The 16,843-nt window shown below is 31.2% G+C and carries 11 protein-coding genes; 5 read left to right on the top strand and 6 right to left on the bottom strand.

Annotated elements, in window-relative coordinates:
• Positions 1-33: 33 nt before the first annotated feature.
• The 3 genes from tssD to V9L04_RS16365 all read right to left on the bottom strand — a co-directional run bounded on the left by tssD (position 34) and on the right by V9L04_RS16365 (position 3,407).
• Complete coding sequence (tssD, locus tag V9L04_RS16375; protein ID WP_338790939.1) at positions 34-735, bottom strand: type VI secretion system tube protein TssD; 702 nt, start codon at positions 733-735, stop codon at positions 34-36.
• A 129-nt stretch (positions 736-864) separates the two neighbouring features.
• Entirely contained in the window at positions 865-2,685 is a 1,821-nt protein-coding gene (locus V9L04_RS16370; RefSeq protein ID WP_338790938.1) for an ABC transporter ATP-binding protein, read from the bottom strand.
• A 236-nt stretch (positions 2,686-2,921) separates the two neighbouring features.
• Entirely contained in the window at positions 2,922-3,407 is a 486-nt protein-coding gene (locus tag V9L04_RS16365) for a hypothetical protein (protein ID WP_338790937.1), read from the bottom strand.
• Positions 3,408-3,520: 113 nt separating this feature from the next.
• On the opposite strand from V9L04_RS16365, the gene V9L04_RS16360 reads away from it, so the two are divergent.
• From V9L04_RS16360 to V9L04_RS16350, 3 genes are all read left to right on the top strand, one after another.
• Positions 3,521-4,624, top strand: a complete 1,104-nt coding sequence (locus V9L04_RS16360; protein WP_338790936.1) for a tetratricopeptide repeat protein — start codon at positions 3,521-3,523, stop codon at positions 4,622-4,624.
• A 397-nt stretch (positions 4,625-5,021) separates the two neighbouring features.
• Positions 5,022-6,218: a glucosaminidase domain-containing protein gene (locus V9L04_RS16355; RefSeq protein WP_338790935.1), complete on the top strand. Its 1,197-nt coding sequence runs from the start codon at positions 5,022-5,024 to the stop codon at positions 6,216-6,218.
• 105 nt (positions 6,219-6,323) lie between these two features.
• Positions 6,324-7,328, top strand: coding sequence for an archaemetzincin (locus V9L04_RS16350; RefSeq protein ID WP_338790934.1), 1,005 nt, complete (start codon positions 6,324-6,326; stop codon positions 7,326-7,328).
• A gap of 34 nt (positions 7,329-7,362) precedes the next feature.
• Here V9L04_RS16350 and V9L04_RS16345 read toward each other — a convergent pair whose 3' ends face one another.
• The gene (locus V9L04_RS16345; protein WP_338790933.1) at positions 7,363-8,958 is read right to left on the bottom strand and encodes a S8 family serine peptidase; all 1,596 of its coding nucleotides are present in this window, start codon (positions 8,956-8,958) and stop codon (positions 7,363-7,365) included.
• Positions 8,959-9,095: 137 nt separating this feature from the next.
• On the opposite strand from V9L04_RS16345, the gene V9L04_RS16340 reads away from it, so the two are divergent.
• Positions 9,096-9,836, top strand: a complete 741-nt coding sequence (locus V9L04_RS16340) for a hypothetical protein (protein ID WP_338790932.1) — start codon at positions 9,096-9,098, stop codon at positions 9,834-9,836.
• A 97-nt stretch (positions 9,837-9,933) separates the two neighbouring features.
• Here V9L04_RS16340 and lepA read toward each other — a convergent pair whose 3' ends face one another.
• Positions 9,934-11,730, bottom strand: coding sequence for a translation elongation factor 4 (gene lepA, locus V9L04_RS16335; protein WP_338790931.1), 1,797 nt, complete (start codon positions 11,728-11,730; stop codon positions 9,934-9,936).
• Positions 11,731-12,084: 354 nt separating this feature from the next.
• On the opposite strand from lepA, the gene V9L04_RS16330 reads away from it, so the two are divergent.
• Positions 12,085-14,667: a tetratricopeptide repeat protein gene (locus V9L04_RS16330; protein ID WP_338790930.1), complete on the top strand. Its 2,583-nt coding sequence runs from the start codon at positions 12,085-12,087 to the stop codon at positions 14,665-14,667.
• Positions 14,668-14,819: 152 nt separating this feature from the next.
• Here the strand turns inward: V9L04_RS16330 and V9L04_RS16325 are convergent, their stop codons facing one another.
• Positions 14,820-16,607, bottom strand: coding sequence for an ATP-binding protein (locus tag V9L04_RS16325; RefSeq protein ID WP_338790929.1), 1,788 nt, complete (start codon positions 16,605-16,607; stop codon positions 14,820-14,822).
• Positions 16,608-16,843: the final 236 nt, after the last annotated feature.

The raw sequence follows: 16,843 nt of genomic DNA, 5'->3' as shown, positions 1-16,843 counted from the left end.
TAATATTGAATAATTAAGGTAAATAAGGTGAGATTAATCTTTGCTTAGAAGAAGAGGAATAACTTTGAGTTCTACTTTAGTGGTATCTCCCACAATAGATATATCCGTTAATATACCATCTTCTAGCTTTTCTCCATTATGGATGTACGTATGATCTTGGTCTTGCAGGTCAATATCTAGGTTTTTACCTTCTCCATTTTTGGTTTTCAAAACTAGTACAACATCTCCTAAATAGATATGTTCTATTTTGTTTCCTTGCTTATCTTCATAATATATATCAATAATTTCTAATTCTTTGTCTCTCTCAATAATGGTAGGTGTAACATTTTCAGTACTCAAATCTGTTTTTTTCCAGTAATGGTCTAGCAATTTATAGCCATCATCTACCATAATTGCAGGTGTAAGATGAATAAGCGTTGTCATGGGTTCACCACTTTTGGCATTAAAGTTATTCCTAAAATGCACACAATGAACATCATAAAGTTCTATGATACGACTTTTACTCATTGCTGTAACTGGAGAAACTACAATTTTGACGTGTTTAGTCATATCAGTGGCAATAGACCACGACATAAAACTTTGGTCAGCAGTTGTTTCGAAGATAATTTCAAAAATAGTTCCTCTAGGTTTTCCCATCGGTTTTCCGTGTTCGTCAGTAGAACGGGTAAAACGAAATTTGAAGTCAAGGATATTAATTTCCTTATCTTCTACATACATTTTTGCAACTAGACTCATTTGATGTAATAAAGTTAAAAAAAAGAGTTATTTGTGTTTTTTTTCAAATGTACATCTTTTTTGCTTATTATCACCAAAAATTATTATAAATATATAGGTGGTTATTGGAATAGTTCTATTTAATTGTTTTTAACTAGACTTTTGCAGTTTTCTTTTGAGCATAATTCTTCTGATAGTATCCAAATCTCCTCTAGGAATAGCTTTTATTAATTCTCTTGTATACGTTCGTTTTGGTTTGTCGTAAATATCTTCTGAAAAACCTGTTTCTACAATTTGTCCATCCTTCATTACCAAAATACGGTCAGCAATAAACTTAACAACAGCCAAATCATGAGAGATAAAAATATAAGTAAGATTAAATTTTTCTTTCAATTCATTTAAAAGATTCAAAACCTGTGCTTGTACCGAAACATCTAGTGCAGAAACTGACTCATCACAAATGATAAATTTAGGTTGTAAGGCAAGCGCACGAGCAATACAAATACGCTGACGCTGTCCACCCGAAAACTCATGAGGATAACGATTAAAATGATATGCATTCAGATTTACAGTCTCTAAAAGTTCGATTACATACGCTCTTCTTTCCTTATCATTGCTCATAATAGAGTGAATTCTCATGGGTTCCATGATAATTTCTCCAATAGTCATTCTAGGGTTTAATGAACCATAAGGGTCTTGAAATACAATTTGCATATCCTTTCGGATAGCACGCATTTCTTTCTGATTCAAATCTAATATGTTTTTGCCTTCAAAAATTACTTCTCCAGAAGTAGGTTCTACCAATCTTAAAAGACTTCTTCCTAATGTAGATTTTCCACACCCTGATTCTCCTACTAAACCTAAAATTTCTCCTGGATAAACATCAAAGGAAACATCATTTACAGCTCTTACTATTTCTTTTTTATTTGAAAAAAATCCTTTTGTTTTTACAAATTCTTTGGTAAGATTTTTAATTTGTAATAAAGGAGTTTGTTGTACTAACTTTTCATGGTGTTTTCGTAGTTCGGCTTCACTTTGAAAGTTTAACATCAAAGCCTGACCAACAGATTGAAATTTTGCTTCTGTAATTTCTGAAATATTTCCATGCTCATCAGTAGCCATAAAATCTGAAACGACGGGCAAAACACGTAATTTCAAATCTAAACGAGGACGACATGCCAAAAGACCTTTTGTATAAGGATGTTGAGGGTTTGAAAAAATGTCCCAAACAGCACCTTCTTCCACTATTTTACCTTGATACATGACAATAATTCGGTCGGCAAACTCTGCCACAACACCCAAATCGTGTGTAATAAAGACCACTGACATATCTTCAGTTTCTCTGAGATCTTTCAAAATCTCCAAAATAGCAGCCTGCACAGTTACATCAAGTGCTGTGGTGGGTTCGTCTGCAATAAGTAATAACGGATTACAGGCTAGTGCCATCGCTATCATTACACGCTGTTTTTGTCCTCCAGAAATTTCGTGGGGATAAGCGTTGTAAATACGCTCTGGGTTACTTAGATGAACCTTTTCGAAAAGTTGAATAACTCGCTGTTTTGCAGCTTTTATAGTAATTTCTTCATGCCTAATTATAGATTCTACTACTTGATTTCCACAGGTAAAAACAGGATTTAGAGAAGTCATGGGTTCTTGAAAAATCATAGAAATCTCATTTCCTCTAAGTTGTCGAAGTCTATCAAACGGTATTTTGAGTAAATCTACTTCTCCATATTCTCTTGAATTAAATAAAATTTCACCCTCTGTCTGACAATATGGAGCATCAGGTAAAAGACGCATCATGGAAAGAGAAGTAACTGTTTTTCCAGAACCTGATTCTCCTACAATACCTACCGTTTCTCCTTTTTTTAGCTTGAGATTTACGTTTTGTACAGCCTTATGGTGTCCATTTTCTCCCTTGAAGATAACAGATAAATTATTTATTTCAATTAAATTAGGATTATCAGGCATAAATAAAGTAAGAATTTAGATTGTTGAGGTAAGAAATGGAAATACAATTCTTAAAATGCTTGAAACAAGAAGTTTGATTTATGAAAAAAGAATTTTACTACTTCTGAATTTTAAATTCTGACTTCTAAATTTGTTTTGATTACCTAAAAATAGCTATTCTTTCTAATAAATAAAAATGCTTTAAACGTGTAATAATGTTACTTTCCTTAGAATCAATTGTTTAGTTACATATAAATCTAATTGGGATTCCAATAATACCCTTCTGAAAAAACTTCAAATCCTTTTGGTTCGCCCAAACGTTCCCACGCTGTATCATTCAAAAAAAGATACCCAAAAGAAGCATTTTGCAAAATAATTTCTTCAATTGCCATTTGAGAAAAAGCATCAATAGCATCCACTCCAAAAGCAGCAGCCATATAAGAAGGTGCAACTGAAAGCAAAGAAAAAATTTCTGAAACAGCTTCTTCCAAAAAATTAGAGTTTACAGTAGCAGAAACAGCATTTTTTTGAGCATATTCTAATTCTTCTTCACTATCAAAGGAAAAAAGCCCTTCAAAAGAAACACAAGCTATCCAATATCCATCTCCTCTACGCATTGCATTTGCTTCGCTTGCTATTCGTGTTCCATTAGACAAAACAGGAACATTTTCTCTAAAATAAGCACAAAATTCGTGAGCCGATTCATAACCTTTGCACTCTGCAACTAAATTGTAATACTTCATTTTATTTTTTTTAAATTACCAAAAATCTACAATAAAAATAGAATATTGTTGTTTTAACTATTTACAATTCAAAATAATTTTTACTTACTTTTAATCTTAAATTTTACTTTGCTATGAAATTATTATCAAAAAAACCACTTTTTTTTATAGTCTTTCTAATTTTATTTTGTGCTAATTTTTCTAGTTCTTTTGCTCAAGATGCAAACCAACTTCTACAAGAAGGAGTTGCTTTTCATGATGCAGGAAAATACGAAAAAGCATTAGAAAAGTATGAAGAAGCACTCAAATTGATGCCTAATTCTTCAGTTATTTATTATGAAATGGCATTGACTTATTTTCATAAAGAGGATTATAAAATGTGTGTCAAATATAGTGATAAAGTCATTAAATCAAAATCTAAAAGTACCGTTCCTGCTTATATAATAAAAGGTTCATCATTAGATATGATGGGAAAAACAGATAAATCCATTTCATTTTTTGAGAAAGTAATCAAAGAAAATCCTAAAAATTATTTATTGCATTACAATCTAGCTCTAAATTACTATAAAGTTGGAAAGCTAGACAAGGCAGAAGACAATCTAATTCAGGCTATTGGAGCAAATCCAGAACATTCAAGTAGTCATTTGATGCTTGGTTTTATAGAATACGATAAAGGTAGAAAAATACCTAGTATGATGGCTCTTAATTATTTTTTACTTTTAGAACCTAATTCAGCAAGGTCAGAAAAAGCATTTGAGGTTTTGCAAAAACAACTTTTGGCTAACATAAAAAAAGGAGACAACAATGAAATCACAATCAGTATTGGTGGAAAAGATGACGAATTTGCAGCTATTGAAATGGTTATGTCACTAGCACAGGCTTCAAATTTTATGAAACCCAGTAAAGAGGAAATAGAAAAAATAGTAAAAGAAGAAATGGAAAACGAAGATACCACAACTACTGAAAAAGTAGTAATTATGAAAGATACACCTAAAACAGAAGAAGAAATTTTTAGAGATAACACACAAACCTTCTTTAGCTTTTTAGATGCAAAAGATAAAAAAGAGAATATTTGGTGGACACTTTATGCTCCTTTCTTAAATCAGCTTGGAGAAAGCGAACATATAGATACTTTTTGTTATTGGATTAGTCAGATTTCAAATGAAAAGGCTGCTAAATGGATAGAAGAGAATCCTGAAAAGGTCATGGAACTTAAAAAATGGTTAGCTAGAAATTAAGGATTTTAAGAAAAAATTTCAAAAAAATAAATACCTGTAGTTGTTCAGAATTACAGGTATTTTTATGTTCATTTTTTGCGAAAAAATAAAATACGTCCTCATTTATCGCTATGCTATTGGTTTTTAAGCATTTAGACAAATTGCTCAAATTTTTAGTTTATTTTTCCCTTAACTATTGGAAATGTTTGCTACATTACTTAACTTTGCTAAAAATAATAGCACAATTAAATCAATTAGCTAACAAAAGTAGATTTTATTGAAAATAATTTTGAACATTCAATTTAATTACAAATAAAATTAGCATAAATAGTATTCATTAAGATTTAATTATGTGCAATCAAACAGAACTTATATAGATAAATCTCTACTACTTTATAGCCAATAGATGAAAAATACAATGAAAAATAAATTAACCAATAAATTCTTACCTATTTCCATTAGCTTGGACAAGATAAGAAACCATAGAAATATAGAAATTCCTATCAAACTTATGGTAGGGAAGAGATATTTTGAGTATACTATTTCTTTTGTTATAGAAAAGTATATGCTTGTTGTAGCTGCTTTATTTTTGGGAATGGTTGCTCTTTATGGAAGCTGGGGAGAAACTCAAAATACGTATATCAAAAATTTGTGGGTACAGATAGGACAAGAAACACCTTTTGAATTATGGGAAATGGATGAAAAAAGTATAATGACTTCTGCTTCTGCCAGTATTTTTCCTTCCTCAAATCAAAATGAAGAATCTGCTACTATGGAGCTTGTAAAACTTACTTCATCTAATTTAAAGGATGAAAAATCGTTAAAAGAAGACACAAAAAACGGTCTTCCTATCTTTGTTCACTCGGTAGCTGATTATGATAATTTGGCAAGCCTTGCCAAAAGTGAAAATATGATGGAAGAATTTATGATACAAAAGCAAATTCGCATTACAAAGGCACTTATTGAGAATAAAGTTTCTCGTCTTGACCAGCTCAATGATAGCATTCTTTTAGTAATGAATAGAGATATTAGTCGCATGTTTATGGAAATGGTTTTGAAAAACTTAGGTGCGCCTGCTCATGTTTTGACTTATTTTGCAGATACAATTCATCTTCGCAAAATAGAAACGGCACTTATGGAACAAGTAAAATACAATGTTCCTGTTTCGATAAAATTAGCTCAATCTGCTTTAGAAACGGCGTATGGTTCAAGAGTAATTCATAATAATTATTTTGGCATAAAAGATAAAAATAGAACAGGCGAAAAAACGATTACTACAGAATATTTTACAGCCGAAGAAGCATCCATGAATCAGGATATTATACTTACTCAAAAGCCATTTATCAAAAAAGGAAATGTTTTGTATGAATGTAAAGTACAAGATTATTTTACGCAATACGGTAGTGCTTGGCAATCATTCAGAGGACATTCTGAATTTTTATCTACTAACAAAAGATATGCACCACTCTTTACAAAAGGGAAAAATTATGAAGACTGGGCTGACAAAATTGGTTCAGAACGAACTGGAGGAGTAGGTTATGCCACTTCACCACTCTACGGAGAACTTTTGAAGAAGATTATAAAAAGGTATCAATTACACCTTTTAGACCATTAAAGTAATTTGAGATGTTAAAGACAACCGAGTGATCGGGTTTTGGAAGATAGCTGAAAAAAAGCGATGCAGTTTGTATCGCTCTTTTTGTTTTTATAGCTTTGGAAAATGAAATATGAAGTAACTTTGTTACCTCAAGTATTATTTTATCAAGCATTTATTATTCCTATGAAAAAAAGTATTTTGTATCTCCTTATTTCAATTTGCCTTTTTGTTGCTTGTACGCCCAAACCCAAACCTTTTCCAAGTCAAGGATTGAATAACTTAGCTGATTCTATGGAATTTGTTTTACAAAAAAATCAATTTTATATAGAAGAACCAAAGTCGGGAGAATGGCTAGAAAGAAATAAAGAAAGAGGGCAAACTTTTACAGAATACTGGAATAAAAATACAAATATTTCGCCTATACGAGCAACAGAACAAAGAAGAAAAATCTATCTCCAACTCTATGGAAATTTTGATAAAACACAACTTCGTTTGATGGATTCAGTAGAACGTTTTTTATCTATTTTTTATGAGTTACCCATTGAAAGGTTAGCACAGAAAAAGCTTGATTCTACAAACTTAGATACTACAAATTGGAGAGTTCATAGTAGAAATGGTTTTCAAGTAAAAACAGGTTTTATTTTGGACTCTTTAGAAAAAAACTTACCTGAGGATGGAGTTTTGCTAGTGAGTTTTACTACAAATGATTTGTATCCAAATAAAAAATGGAGTTTTGTTTTCGGACAAGCAAGACTATATAACCGAGTAGGAGTTTGGTCGATGGCTCGTTTTGGAGATGTAGAAGCAATGAAAGATGATATTGATATTTTTAATTTGGCTTTAAAACGAACATGCAAAACAGCAGTACATGAAATTGGTCATATTTTTTCACTTCAACATTGTGTTTTTTATCGTTGTGCAATGCAAGGCGCAAATAACCTGACAGAAATAGACGGACATCCTTCTTATTTTTGTCCAGTTTGTGATGCCAAAATTATCTCAAATCTTAACCTTCCTTTATCAAAACGATACGAAAATCTAGCTGCTTTTTGGAAAAACCAACAGCAGCTAGAAACAAGTAATTATTATAGAAAATCAGCTTTAATGATAAAGAGATTAGAAGAATAAATGTAGAATTAGAAACTCTAAATTTATTTTTATTCTATTTCCATTCTACTTCAAAACCACCTATATCCTCTATATAGATTGTACTAAAATTGGTATCTTTAGGTCTTTTGATAGTGATTTTGATGTCTTTTTTACTAGCAGCTTTTTCAGAGTCTTGTTCTATTGCAATACGCTTGTCTTGCTTATGAAAAACAACATAACGTTGTCCAGCTTTCAAATCAAACTTAAAAGAATTTGTTTTTTCTTCTACTTTCTTGATAGTTGGCTTTATCGTTTTTCCTTCCAAAATTTTGATTGCATTTGATGCTTTTGGAATTCCATATCCTATAAAATTATTACCAAAAGGATATAAAGAAGCTGATTTTTCTATGGTTTCAAAAATTTCTTTGTTGGTTGCCTTTGGATTTTTTTGCCATAAACAAGCTGCAAATCCTGTGATATTTGGTGCAGAAAAAGATGTTCCTGTGAGCGAATAACAAGCAACATTTGGCTTCAAAAACTCAACAAATTCTGCTCCTATACTACTATAACCCATTTTCAGACCTGCTCCATTTGTTGCTCCAATAGAAAGTGCAAATGGACTATCCCCTGGTGTAGATACGATTTTCCAAGTATCCCAACCTTCATTTCCTGCTGAGACGACAATCAAAATACCTTTTTCATTGAAAGCCATATTTACAGCCTTACTGACAACACTCGTTTTGCCATCCATTTGTTCTATGTCATAGTTATCTTTATCATCATCAAAGCCAACCGAATAACCTAGCGAAGTATTGATAAGTTTTACGCCTGAGCTATCCATCCATTCCATAGCAGCCACCCAAAAATCTTCTTCTGAGCGTGTTTCAGTTACTCCGTGGTCAGTTCTTGCTAGATAAAATTGAGCTTCTGAAGCTGCACCCACTTGTCTCAAATCATCTTTATCATCGTTGTATCCTCCTATCATTTCCAAAACTGTTTTTCCATGTGCATCATCAGAAGTTTCTTTCTCTCTAAAAAGGTCTTTCTGTTTTGGATTCACAAAATCACGCATTCCCAAAATACGACTATTGTCTAGGTGTTTTAAATAATTACTTTTATCACTTCCATAAAAACCTGCATCAATAACACCAATAACAACTCCTTTTCCTGTCAAATTTTCTTTTTGAAAAACAGAAAGTTCTAGTTGTTCCATAGCTTTTCCCATTTCTCTTTTTTGTTTGGTTGTATAAGATAAAGGTTTCCATTTTGTAGTCAGTGCTTGCAGATGGGTGACAAAAGGAAGGTTTTGAACTCTTTTTGCTTCATCTTCATTTAGATAAATAGAAATTGCATTGAGCCATTTTGATTTTATGATTGGTTTGTCGGTTACAAAATTTTCTACTTTTTGTATAAATTTTTCAGAAACCGAAATATCACTATATTGCCTTACAGGAAGATTTTGCAGCGTTCTATTTTCAATGGTTTTGGCAGAAATTGCAGCCGTATAATTGTAGTTGGTTGTGTCTTTTTCAGAAAAAAATACCCAGTATTTTATCTTATCAGAATTATTAGAAGAAAAATTTTGAGCAAAAACAGAACTGCTAGAGCTAATCTGCGTAAATAAGAAGAAGATTAGTGCAGTTAAGAATGGATAGTTGTATATTTTCATAGAAAAAATTAGAAAGATAGCTATTAGATAGTCAGAAACATGTAATTTGGCAGAAAATGGATGTATTGAAACAATAAAATTTTCAATTCATCCCTAAAAATTAATCATTACTTTATTACTTCACAATTTGTTCCAAAATGCGTTTTAGGTCAGTTAATTCTTATCAGATTAGAGAAGAAAGTCATCAACATTTTTTATTGGAAGATAGAAACGATCCTGTTACAGGTGATAGCTTTTCAGAAGGAGATGAAGTGGTATTTTGTAGTGTCTGTAAATCTGCTTTTTTGAAAGACTCTTGGGCATATATGGGAAATAAACATTGTGACCAACGTTCAACATTACCTATTTTTCCAAAATCTAAAAAATTAAAACTTCAAAAACCTATCGAATTACCTTTTGTTTTTGTAAGTTCTGACCAACGTAGTTCAGCATTTTTTATTGATATACTTGTTCTGATACTTTTTTGTATTTCTCTAGCTGCAATAGTTACAATAAGTTTTAAAGGTCAATCAATAAGTAATCCTTATCTTTACTTTCTACTTGGTTTTGTATTATTTACTTTTAGAGATAGTATTTTAATAAATACAAGTATTGGAAAAGCAGCTCAGGAAATATATTTTATAGATGTAACTACAAACCTCCCTGCCACAGTTGGGCAAACATTAGGTAGAAATTTACTTTATTGGGTAATGAATGGTCTTTTTGCACTTGTATTTTTAATTGCAAAGGCTTTACATAATGAATTTGGCGAGTTTTCTCTATTCTTTATAGGATTAGCAGTTATTATTACAAATTTTTTTTATATCAAACAGAATATAGAAAAAAATTATTCGTGGTTTGATCAATTACTAGGAATACGATTAGTAAAGAAAAGATAAATAGGAAAAAGCAATTTCATTATTTTGAAATTGCTTTTTTTTTAGTAAAATTGAAATAAACTGGTAACTATTTCACTGATTACTGGTAACTAAAAGATTAGTTATTAATTTTCAAAACAGCCATAAATGCTTCTTGAGGAACTTCTACTGAACCAATCTGACGCATACGTTTTTTACCTTTTTTCTGCTTATCCAAAAGTTTTCTTTTACGAGAAATATCTCCACCATAACATTTTGCAATTACGTTTTTACGAAGTGCTGAAATGGTTTCTCTAGCAATTACTTTTGCTCCAATAGCTGCCTGAATAGCAATTTCAAACTGCTGACGAGGAAGTAATGTTTTTAAATTTTCACACAGACGTTTTCCCCACTCGTATGCCTTATCTCGGTGTACGATAGCAGAAAGTGCATCAACAGGTTCTCCATTGAGCATTACATCTAGCTTCACCATATTCGACTGACGAAGACCAATCAACTCATAATCAAAGGAAGCATAACCACGAGAAACTGTTTTTAATCTATCATAAAAATCAAATACAATTTCGGCAAGTGGCATCTCAAAAGTCATCTCTACACGATCAGGTGTCAAGTAGGATTGATTAATCAAAATTCCACGATTATCCATACAAATTTTAATAACCTGTCCGATATAATCCGATTTTGTGATAATGGAAGCTCTAATAAATGGCTCTTCTACTTTCTCCAAAAATCCTGGATCTGGCATTTCAGAAGGTGCACTGACATTGAAAACACCTTCTTTTTTAGTTGTAACTTGAAAACGAACAGAAGGAACAGTCATAATAACTGTCATATCGAACTCTCTTTCCAAACGCTCTTGTACAATTTCCATGTGAAGCATTCCTAAGAATCCACAACGGAAACCAAAACCTAAGGCAGCCGAAGTTTCAGGTTCCCAAATAAGAGCCGAATCATTGAGTTGAAGTTTTTCCATAGAGGCACGAAGCTCTTCAAACTCTGTTGTATCTACTGGGTAAATTCCTGCAAAAACCATTGGTTTTACATTTTCAAAACCCTCAATCATTTTTTTACACGGCTTGGCAATATGTGTGATTGTATCTCCTACTTTTACCTCTTTGGCTTGTTTGATACCAGAAATAAGGTAGCCTACATTTCCAGCTTTTATTTCCTTTTGTGGCTTTTGCTCTAATCCTAAAATACCAATTTCATCAGCTTCATATTCTTTTCCTGTCGCCATAAATTTTACTTTATCGCCTTTTTTGATTGTGCCGTTCATCACTCTAAAAATTACCTCAATTCCTCTGTACGTATTGTATTCAGAATCAAAAATAAGTGCTTGAAGTTCTTCATCAGGATTTCCAACTGGCGCAGGAATGCGTTTTACAATCGCATCTAAAATGTCTGTAATTCCGATTCCTTCTTTTGCTGAAGCAGAAATAATATCCTCACGCTCACAGTCAATCAAATTCATTATTTCATCTGCCACAACTTCTGGCTGTGCGCTTGGCAAGTCAATTTTGTTCATGACAGGAATAATTGTCAAATCATTTCCCAAAGCCAAATAAAGATTTGAAATTGTCTGAGCCTCAATACCTTGCGCTGCATCTACAATAAGTAAAGCACCTTCACAAGCAGCAATTGAACGAGAAACTTCATAAGAAAAATCTACGTGACCGGGGGTGTCAATCAAGTTTAAAGTATATTCTTCTTTCGTTTCAGGGTCTATATAATTCATCTGAATAGCATGGCTTTTTATCGTAATTCCACGCTCACGTTCCAAATCCATATCATCCAAAACTTGCGCCTGCATTTGGCGTTCGGTAATAGTATTTGTGGTTTGGAGAAGACGATCGGCAAGCGTACTTTTTCCGTGGTCAATGTGTGCAATAATGCAAAAATTTCTGATGTTTTTCATACGTTGTTCTATATAGATTATTCCCTTTATATAATTACTGGGCTAGAAGTCTTTTATTATTTTATTTCTCTTTTTACAATTGTCTGAAATCTTTGAAAGTGTCTGACAATTATAACTACATTTTGAGCTTAAATTAATTAACAAAAATACAAATAAAGATTGAGAATTGAAATAGCTTGATTAAGGGGAATGTTTTAAAGCAACTTATTTACTAACCATCGTTGAGGCGTTGCCGTCAACAAGGACTAAATTCTGCTTTTTTTATTTTTATTTGTATCTTGTTTTGACACTAAAAACCTCGTTTGACGGCGAAGCCTCAATGACGGTTACAAAAAACTACAACTTCATTACCATATGAAATCCGAAAAAATAAATCAACTTCTTGAAGAGCTAGTCGAAAAACTTACTTTTTATCGTAGTGAAGATGCGATTACATTTTATGCTCCTTATAAATTTGACCTTAAAAAGCGAATTGAACAGCTTGAAATTCAAATAAAACGAATTAGAGAGTTTGCAAACGAAAATCCAAATAAAGAAATAGAATTTGAAGCCTTACAAAACCTTCATAGTTCTCTAATAAATGAAAGTCATTTCGCTACAAATTTTGATAAACTAAGCTCTATTTTTGTTGAAAATTCAAAAAATGTAGTGATTGGAAATGTTATTACAGCTGATAAAATACATATTGGAGATAATTATTATTATCAATATGGAGAAAAGAAAATTAAGCGTTTTCTTACAAAATTACCCTATAACGAAGCATTTGAAGGACGCAAAAAAGAATTAGCAGAACTAAAAGAAAAAATTGCTACTCAAAAAAATATTTCACTAATCAGTATTAATGGAATTGGTGGAATAGGAAAATCAGCACTTTCAAAAGCCTTTTTATTAGAAAATTATAAAGAATATGATTTTGCGTTGTTTTTGGAAGGAAAATCAACTGTTTATGATACGTTCAATGATTATACACTTTTAGATAATTTAGAAATTGCAGAAAAAATCAATTCTATTCCCTATCAAACACCAAATCGCAATGAAAAAGTCTTTGAGATTATAAAAAATACGCTTTCTAATTTGGAAGGAAAAAAACTTTTACTCATTGATGATGCTTCTGAAACCTCTCATTTACTCAAAGATTTGATACAATCAGATTGGGAAATACTGACTACTTCTCGTCAGAAAATTGATTTTATGTATTCCTTCGAACTGCTACAAGCTACTCCAAATGATGCTATCGCTATTTTTTGTGTCTATTATGGAAAAGCTATCGAAACTCTACATCAAAAAGAAAAAACACAAATTCAACGCCTCGTAAATCGTTTGGCTCTGCACCCTTTGGCAATAGAATTAGTAGCCAAAAATATAAAACGAAAAGACTGGACGTTTGAAGAAACCAATCAAAAACTAGCCGAAAAAGGATTGAATATTGATGAAAAAACAAATCTTACCACTACACACACGCAAGAAAAAATAAAAGATATTTTTGAGTATTTGCTTCAATTATTTCCTTTAGAAAATCTTACAGAAGAAGAACTAAAATTACTCACTATATACAGCGTTCTGCCAAACCAGCCGATTACCAAACAAACATGGAAAACGCTATTAGGCGAGACCGAAGACCATTGGCAAGAACTTTCTACCCAGCTCAATGAAAGAGGATTAATAAATCGTAATCAAAAAGCCTTTGAAATACATGCGCTTTTAGCTGAGATAGTTAGGTATAAGAATGAGGAGAGACTAGATGGGGATTGTGAGGGGATGATGATTAGTTTAGTTGATAAACTAAACCCAGAAACAAATTTTAATTATCACAAAGAAAATTATAAATATACTTCACTTTATATTAGGTATACTGAATCAATTATGAATTATATAGAAGATAATTATGAGAAAGCTCTTTTATATGAAAGAATTGGAGATTTTTATACAGAACAAGGTAAATTGATTAAAGCTCTTGAAGTATATGAAAAATGTCAATATTTATCAACTATACTTACAAAAAGAGATATTAATAACTCTGAATTTAAATATGAACTTGCAACTTCCTACTCTAAGGTAGGAACAATACATGAAAAATTAGGAAAACTAGAAAAGGCATTATATTTTTTTGAGAGACAAACTGAACTACTAGCACAACTTTATAATGATTTTCCTAATAACATTTACTTCAAAAATGGACTAGCTATTTCATATTGTATGTTAGGAAAGGTGTATAAAGAACTAGGTAGTCTAATTCTCGCACTAGTGTTTTTTAGCCTACATAATGATTTTACTTCACAAATGTATAAGGACTTTCCTGATGATATAAACTTAAAAAAAGCATTTGCTATTTCATGTCAATTTTTAGGACAAGTAAATCAAGAATTAGGAAATCTAAGAAAAGCATTAGTCTTTTTTGATAATCAAACTTCTTTATTTAAACAACTATATAATGACTTCCCTAATAACGTAGATTTTAAAAATGGACTTGCAGTGTCTTTTGAAAAGTTAGGTCAGATAAATCAGAAATTAGATAATTTACAATTTTCTTTACTATTTTTTGAAACACAAAATAAATTGTTAAAACAATTATATAATGATTTTCCTAATAGTGTAAATTTTAAAAATGGACTTGCTATTTCTTACTCTAAGCTAGGTGAAGTACATCAACAACTAAAAAATTCACAAATCTCTCTAATATGTTTCAATAAATATTTTATGTTAATTGAAGAACTTAATAATGACTTTCCTGAAAATGTTAATTTCAAAAATGGTTTCGCTATTTCGTTTATAAAAAAAGGTTTTTATTTTGAAAGTAAAAATGACATTAAGAGAGCTAAAGCTAATTATTTAGGAGCTAAAGAAGTTTATTTAGAGCTTACAAATAGATTCCCAAACTATGCTGAATTTCAATATAATCTTCAAATCATAGAAAGTAAACTAAACCAACTCCAATAAGAAAAAACACCCCAAGACTACAAAAAGAATAAAAAAAGCCTATTTTTATCCTCAACGACGACGAAGTCTCGTTGACGGTTCAAAAATAAAGCAAAATCAACCGTCGTTGAGGCTCAAATGCAGCCGTCAAACGAGATTTTAGAAGTTAAAAATCACTTTCTATTTGGCAAAACAATTGTAAAAGTAGTTCCTACATTTGGTATAGAATCAATTTCCATCGTACCTTTGAGTTTCAAAATTGTTTCTTTAACAATATAAAGTCCTAATCCTGAACCCATTTTTTGGTCGTTGGCTCTATAAAACATATCAAAAATATGCCCTATATGTTTTTTGCTAATTCCTAAGCCATTGTCTTGGACAGTTATTTCAGCTTTTTCTTCATTTATGTGAATCGTTATTTTCACAAAATTATCTTCCTGATAGGGATTATGATAACGGATTGCATTGGAGATAAGATTATCAAAAATAGCTTTAATACGAATTTTATCATTCTTAAAAGTAGTTTCTTTTGTTTGTAGATTTATATCTAATTCTATTCTTACCTCCTTAAATTCATCTAAATAAGCTAAATCTTCTTTTATCTCTTCTATAATTTCTTCAAAATCAATTTCTTCACGCTCTACTCTTGTACGACTATTTCTTGAAATACTCAACACTTCACGAATATAATTATCTAATCGTGTAATACTTTTGGAAATTAGTTGAAGGTACATTTGAGTGTTAGCAACACTTGCAATATCTGTTTTGAGAAGGTGTAAAAGTCCCATTACAGAGGTCAGAGGCGCACGCAGGTCATGAGAAACACTATATACAAATTGGTCTAATTCATCATTAGTCTTCTTGAGTTGTTCATTTTTTTCTTTTAGTAAGTTTTCAACGTGCTGAGTCGTCAGTATTCCTCCAATGGTAATAGCGAGATTAAAAATAAAACTCTCTTCTGTAAGTGTCCAAATATGCTTTCCAGAACAGTCTTCTAGTCCTATAAAACCCCAAAATTCTTTTTCATTGATAAAAATAGGAACAATAAGTGTAGATTTTGCATGCTTGCTCCACAAAAAATATTCATCTAAAGGAGTAAGTTTGTCAGCTATATTTTTAATTCCTTTTCCTTCTTCTAGTTGATTTTTCCAACGCTCTAAACCTGTTATTCTATAGTTCACATTTTTCCATTCACTTTTATGAATCTGTTTATATTGAGGTTGGCTTGTCCACTCATGAATAATTTTACAACATTGTTCTTTATTATCATTTAAAAAATTTTGAAAAATAAACACTCTATCTGTCTTTGTCGCCTTTCCAATTGTCGAAACTGTAGTATCTAGTCCATCTTCAAAATCAGGGTTTGTAAAAAGTTGAAAGATACAAGAGTTGATTCCTCTGAGTAGATTATCATTATGAATAAGACGCTGTTCAGTTTGCTTGTGTTCCCAAATTTCTAAAAGCAGGGCAATGATATTTCCAATAGCTAACATGAATTGTTGTTCTCTAATCTGCCATTTACGTGGTTTTCCAGTATGGTTACCACACAGAATCGCTTTTAATTCGCCTTCAATATAAATAGGCATATCAATAATTGAGGTAATCGAATTAGGCTGAAAATAGACTTCTCTTAGTTCATTTAAGCGACCATCTTTATAAACATCGTCTGAAACAATTAACTCGCCTTCTTTCATAGTTTGAAAGTACATAGGCATTATTTCATTGTCCAAATTGTTATTCGAAGCTATCGTCTTGTCCTGTTGCGAATGAGCTACACATTTTATTTTATTTTGTTCCTTATCTACTAGCCACAGATTTATACTAGCTACTTTTAATATATTAATAGCAGTCTGAATTACTTCCTCTACAGCTTCCGAAAAGTCTTTTAGTTCAGCTTTTTGGCTACGAGTAAGTTTGGCTAATGCCTCAAAATAATCAATATGAATGGAAGAATCTGGCAAATCAATAAGATAATAGATATGAGTGAGTAAGTTAAGCTGTATTTAAATATACGTTTTTTTAGGAATTCTTAAAAACTTAGCTGTAAAAAACAGTTACAAAATTGAAAGGAAATACAAATTTATAATTTTTATCTAACTAATTCTTTATTAATTTACTTGAATAATTACGACCTTTGCCAAATCAGTTTGATTAAAAACAAAAACATCAAACAAATATAAAAACAATAAGGAAACTT

Source organism: Bernardetia sp. MNP-M8 (assembly GCF_037126285.1).
GTDB lineage: Bacteria > Bacteroidota > Bacteroidia > Cytophagales > Bernardetiaceae > Bernardetia.
The sequence above is the reverse complement of the archived record's forward strand: the minus strand, read 5'-3'. Positions and strand labels throughout refer to the sequence as shown.

Bases quoted from the DNA above. Each gene is read 5' to 3' on its own strand.
- tssD (WP_338790939.1), bottom strand. From the start codon at position 735: ATGAGTCTAGTTGCAAAAATGTATGTAGAAGATAAGGAAATTAATATC.
- V9L04_RS16370 (WP_338790938.1), bottom strand. From the start codon at position 2,685: ATGCCTGATAATCCTAATTTAATTGAAATAAATAATTTATCTGTTATC.
- V9L04_RS16365 (WP_338790937.1), bottom strand. From the start codon at position 3,407: ATGAAGTATTACAATTTAGTTGCAGAGTGCAAAGGTTATGAATCGGCT.
- V9L04_RS16360 (WP_338790936.1), top strand. From the start codon at position 3,521: ATGAAATTATTATCAAAAAAACCACTTTTTTTTATAGTCTTTCTAATT.
- V9L04_RS16355 (WP_338790935.1), top strand. From the start codon at position 5,022: ATGAAAAATAAATTAACCAATAAATTCTTACCTATTTCCATTAGCTTG.
- V9L04_RS16350 (WP_338790934.1), top strand. From the start codon at position 6,324: ATGAAATATGAAGTAACTTTGTTACCTCAAGTATTATTTTATCAAGCA.
- V9L04_RS16345 (WP_338790933.1), bottom strand. From the start codon at position 8,958: ATGAAAATATACAACTATCCATTCTTAACTGCACTAATCTTCTTCTTA.
- V9L04_RS16340 (WP_338790932.1), top strand. From the start codon at position 9,096: ATGCGTTTTAGGTCAGTTAATTCTTATCAGATTAGAGAAGAAAGTCAT.
- lepA (WP_338790931.1), bottom strand. From the start codon at position 11,730: ATGAAAAACATCAGAAATTTTTGCATTATTGCACACATTGACCACGGA.
- V9L04_RS16330 (WP_338790930.1), top strand. From the start codon at position 12,085: ATGAAATCCGAAAAAATAAATCAACTTCTTGAAGAGCTAGTCGAAAAA.